The following is a 5,607-nucleotide window of genomic DNA, read 5'->3' on the forward strand; positions in this document are numbered from 1 at the left end:
TTTCAATGGAAGTAATAAAACTTGAAACCAGGATCAATCAAATGCTTATTGATGGAAATGTGGAGTATTTAACGCAGCATTTAAAAGAGAAGAATGAACTATCAGAAATTGAGTCAAAATTTATCCCAAAGTTGTTAGAATTAATAGCAAAAACCCATCAAAAAGAAATTATCGAAAATCAAGTTAAAGATTATTTTTATCAATTACTTTGGCAACCCTTAATACCTAACGAAGATAATTCTGCTATTCAACTGAGCCATTGGTTAATTTTTGCTGATTCTACAGGAGTAGGGAAAAAACTAGCAACAAAACTGAAAGAACAAGGACATAAATGTACTTTAGTTTATCGTGGAAAAAGTTTCAAAAATCCTGAAAGTGGAACCTATCTACTAAATCCATGTAATTTTGATGAGTTTGAAAAACTTTGTCAGGAAATAATAACCTCAAAGCAATTATCTTGCCAGAGAGTCATTCATTTGTGGAGTTTAGATGCTCCTACTTCGGAAAATTTAAGCATTTCTCAGTTAGAGCAAGTACAAATATGGGGATGTGGTAGCTTACTGTACCTGTTACAGAGTTTGGTTAAAATTTCCATATCCAGTTCCCCTCAATTGTGGATAGTTACAAGGGGATCTCAGCCTGTATTATCTAAAATTGAAGAACTAACAGTTGCAACATCACCTTTGTGGGGTTTAGGTCGAGTAATATCTCTCGAACATCCACAATTATGGGGAGGATTAATAGATTTAGATTTGCAAGGTTCGCAAAATGAAATAGAAACACTTGTAGAAATTTTGACGAGTAATCAAATAGAAGATCATCTAGCTTTACGAGAAAAACAGATTTATGTAGCTCGTTTATTCAAGCAATGTCCTAAATTATCTGCTCCAATATCATTTTCTTCTAATGCTACCTATCTTATTACTGGAGGACTTGGTGCTTTAGGATTACATGTAGCTAAGTGGATGGTATCCAAAGGAGCAAAATATTTGGTTTTGATAAGTAGATCGTCTCTCTCGGAGGACAAACAAAAATATCTAAGTGATTTGAAACAGCTAGGAGCTGAAGTTGTTACAGTTCAAGCTGATGTATGCAATCCGGAAGAAATGTTGAAAGTACTTGACAAAATAGATAGTTATATGTTTCCCTTAAAAGGAATTATTCATGCAGCAGGAAAACAAAGAAGTGAACGGATCGAACGGATGCAAGTAGAACAGTTATTAGCAGTAATGAGTCCCAAAATTATTGGTGGATGGATACTTCATCAAATTACTAAAGATCGAGAGTTAGATTTTTTTGTCAGCTTTTCTTCCATTGCCTCTGTTTGGGGAGCAGTTGGTCAAGCTCACTATAGTGCAGGCAATCATTTTTTAGATGTGTTATCTTCTTATCGACAAGCTCAGGGATTACCAAGTTTTACTGTTAATTGGGGACCATGGTCTGGAGGTGGTATGGCATCAGAAGAATTTTTGAGAGAATTAAAAGAAAAAGGTATAGAGTCTTTATCCCCTCAACAAGGAATAGCTGCTTTAGAATTACTATGGAACAGTCATAGTGTCCAAACAACTGTAGTTAATGTTAATTGGGATTTATTCAAACAACTTTATAGTACAGGAAGACAGCGATTACTTCTAGAAGAAATTAATGTCAAACAAGTTGAAACAAAACGTTCAACTTCCAAGCAAAAGCTCGAAATTATTAAAAAAATGGAGACTGCTCCTAAAACTGAACGCAGAAATCTATTAATCACATATCTTCAAAAAGAAATAGGAAAAATATTAGGATTAAAAATAGATCAATTGCCAAGTTTAGAGCAAGGTTTTTTTGAAATGGGTATGGACTCTCTAATGGCAGTTGAACTCAAAAATCGACTAGAAGATAGCCTGAATTGCTCTTTACCTACGACTTTGATTTTTAATTTTTCTAACGTTATTAGTCTAGCCGATCACATTGCCTCAAGTATACTGGGATGGGAATTAGAAAACATTGAACGCTCTGAATTTTCCAAGGCTGAATCAAATAAAATTCAAGAATTGTCAGAGGTAGAAGAGTTATCTGAAGAAAGTATCCAACTCTCAATCGCAACAAAACTTACCAAGTTAGAAACTTTGTTGGAGGAGAATTAAAATAGAAAACATGGAAGAAAAAGAAAATCACCTAGCTGATTCTAAGCGAGTATTTATAGCTCTTAATAAAGCAGTAACAAAACTAGAAGCAATTGAGCGAGCCAAAACAGAACCGATTGCTATAGTTGGGATGGCATGTCGTTTTCCAGGTGGTGCTAATGACCCTGAAAAATTTTGGCAACTTTTGTCTAAAGGAGTGGATGCAATCACAGAAATTCCTCCTCAGAGGTGGGACGTCGATGCTTACTACGATCCTAATCCAGAAATCCCAGGAAAAATGTATACTCATCGAGGTGGTTTTTTAGATGATTTCGATGTAAGTCAATTCGATCCAGGTTTTTTTGGGATTTCACCTCGCGAAGCGATCGCCATAGATCCCCAACATCGTTTATTTTTAGAAGTTTGTTGGCAAGCTCTCGAAAATGCTGGACAAATTCCTCAACGATCGGAGGGAAGTCCTACAGGGGTTTTTGTTGGTATCACCGCTTATGATTATGCGCTACCCATCGCGCAAAATATGATAGTAGTATAGAACCTTATCTGTTAGGGGGATCTTTCTTAAATCTTGCTGCAGGCCGTATTTCTTATATTTTAGGATTTACTGGTCCTTCTATGACTATAGATTCAGCCTGCTCCTCTTCTTTAGTAACTATTCATCAAGCTTGCCAAAGCCTACGACAACAAGAATGTCAGATGGCTTTAGCAGGGGGTGTCAATCTAATGTTATTGCCAGATAGTATGATAGTTGCTTCCAAAGCGAAAATGCTTTCACCAGATGGTTACTGTAAAACTTTTGATGCAGCAGCTAATGGCACTACCTGGGGTGAAGGCTGTGGTGTATTAGTTCTCAAACGTCTATCAGATGCTTTAGAATCAGGAGATCGTATCTTGGCACTGATCCGAGGTTCAGTTGTGAATCAAGATGGACCAAGTAGTGGTTTTACAGTTCCTAATGGGAATTCTCAGAAACAGTTAATACATCAAGCTCTAAAAGCAGCAAAAATAGAACCTTCTCAAGTAAGTTATATAGAGACCCATGGCACAGGAACAGCTTTGGGAGATCCTATTGAACTAAATTCTTTGGCAGAGGTATTTGGAGCAGAAAGAACTAAGAAAAAACCATTAATGATTGGGTCGGTAAAAACTAATATCGGTCATTTGAGTTCAGCCGCTGGAATAGCAGGAGTAATCAAAGCAATACTTCAATTGCAACATCAACAAATAGCTCCTCATCTACATTTTAAAAATCCAACTCCTAAGTTTAACTGGAAAGATTTTCCTCTAGTTGTACCCACTGAATTAACTTCTTGGCAAGTTAAAGATGGTACAAGAATTGCGGGAATTAACTCCTTTGGTGCAAGTGGAACTAATGCTCATTTAATCTTAGAAGAAGCCCCTGTTCAAGACGAGATGCACCCCCCTATCCTTAATCAAGGAGGATTAGAACAACAATTAAGAATTAAGAGTGAGAGACCAAAACATTTGTTAACCCTCTCGGCAAAAACAGAAAAAGCTTTAGCAGAATTAGTCAGTTGTTATCAAAATCATCTGCAAATTCATTCAGAATTAAAACTAGAAGATATATGTTACACAGCAAATAGTGGACGATTCCATTTTCACCATCGACTTGCTATTCTTGCTTCCAACTTAGAGGAGTTAGTCTCAAAACTAGCTCATCACCAAAAAGCAGCAAAAGTAGCAGGATTATACACTAATAAAGTTTCTGACAACAATAGTCAACCCAAAAAAGCGTTCCTATTTACAGGACAGGGTTCCCAATATCTGAATATGGGAAAAGAGTTATACCAAACTCAGCCACTATTTCGCCACACAGTTGACCAATGTTCCCAGCTCTTGCAACCCTATCTAGAACATTCCTTACTTTCCGTAATTTATCCAGATACACAAACAACACAAAACTCAGATTTAATCAACCAAACAGCCTACACTCAACCAGCCTTATTTGCCATAGAATACGCTCTGTGTCAACTATGGCAGTCATGGGGCATCAAACCAGATATACTCATGGGGCATAGCGTAGGAGAATATGTAGCAGCTTGCATTGCCGGAATATTTAGTTTAGAAGATGGCTTGAAACTAATTGCTCACAGAGGCAGGTTAATGCAACAATTACCCTCTGGTGGTCAAATGGTAGTAGTCAGAGCAGCAGAAGCAGAAATTAAATCAATAATTGCACCTGATTCAGAGCAAGTAGCCATAGCAGCCATCAATGGACCAGAAAATGTAGTCATATCAGGAGCTACTCCAGAAATCGCAGAAATAGTGTCCCTGTTGACAGCAAAAGGAATAAAAACCACAACCCTGAAAGTATCCCACGGTTTTCATTCACCCGTGATGCAAGAAATGTTAAACTCATTTGAAACTCAAGCAAGACAAATAAGTTACCATGCACCAGAGATTCCCATAATTTCCAATGTAACAGGAGAAAGAGCCGCTCCTAGTATAGCCACAGCAGAGTATTGGGTGAATCATGTAATGAAACCAGTCAGATTTGCAGATAGTATCAAGACATTAGAAACAGAAGATTATGGAATATTTATAGAAATAGGACCAAAGCCGATCTTATTAGGAATGGGAAGTCAATGTGTAGGAGAAAACAAGTACTTATGGTTAGCATCTTTGCGTGAAGAAGTAGGTGCATGGGAACAGATGCTGTGTAGTTTAGGAAAATTGTATGTACAGGGGGTGGATATAGATTGGACAGGATTTCACCGAAAATCTTTATGTAACAAGGTACTATTGCCTACTTATCCTTTCCAACGGCAACGCTATTGGGTGGAGACAAATAGTTGTTTACCTAAAAAGGCTGTTCTGCATCCTTTACTGAGAGAAAGATTGCATATAGTTGGCTTGGAAAATCAAATTTTATTCCAGACTCAATTAAGTGCTTCTGAGCCTTCTTATCTCAACGATCATCAAGTTTTTGGTCAACCAGTTTTACCTGCTGCTGCATACTTAGAGATGGCTTTAGCTGCAGGAGTAGCTATTTTCCAAGATTCCAATCTAATACTAGAAGAAGTAAATATTTACCAGGCTTTAATTTTATCTGAGAAAAAAGCAAAAACTCTTCAGTTAATATTGAAACCCGATCAAAAAAATGGTTATACCTTTGAAATTTTTAGCTTAAATATAGCTGAAGAACAACAAGCACCTGTGTGGACACTTCATATTTCAGGTAAACTCCTTAGAGGAGAAATACCAGAGGAAAAGAGAGGATTCGACTTATCACTTATTGAACAAGAATATGGCAAACAGATGAGTATTTCTTCCTTCTATGAAAGTTTAACTGAGTTTGGAATGTATTATGGTTCTAATTTTCAAGGAGTACAAAAACTTTATGTAAGTCAAGAAAAAGCTCTTAGTTTCAGCCAGTTACCACCTCATCTCTCTCTACAATCTCAATCTTACCAAATACATCCAATTCTCTTAGATTCCTGCCTTCATTCAGGATACGCTTTGA

3 protein-coding genes are annotated in these 5,607 nt (G+C 36.9%); all 3 read left to right on the plus strand.

All coding sequences use genetic code 11. The features are described 5' to 3' along the window. Positions 1-2,126, plus strand: a 2,126-nt coding sequence (locus F6K13_RS15825; RefSeq protein WP_287287818.1) for a beta-ketoacyl reductase, incomplete at its 5' end; no start/stop codon positions are given. Positions 2,127-2,136: 10 nt separating this feature from the next. Then, a complete protein-coding gene (locus F6K13_RS15830) occupies positions 2,137-2,658 on the plus strand; it encodes a polyketide synthase (protein WP_282433614.1) in 522 nt (173 codons plus the stop codon). 56 nt (positions 2,659-2,714) lie between these two features. Next, on the plus strand, positions 2,715-5,607 hold a 2,893-nt coding region (locus F6K13_RS15835; protein WP_353735672.1), incomplete at its 3' end, for an acyltransferase domain-containing protein.

This window comes from Okeania sp. SIO2B9, assembly GCF_010672505.1.
Taxonomy (GTDB): Bacteria; Cyanobacteriota; Cyanobacteriia; order Cyanobacteriales; family Microcoleaceae; genus Okeania; species Okeania hirsuta.

Excerpts from the sequence above, each read along its gene's own strand:
- F6K13_RS15830 (WP_282433614.1), top strand. The coding sequence starts at position 2,137 with ATGGAAGAAAAAGAAAATCACCTAGCTGATTCTAAGCGAGTATTTATA.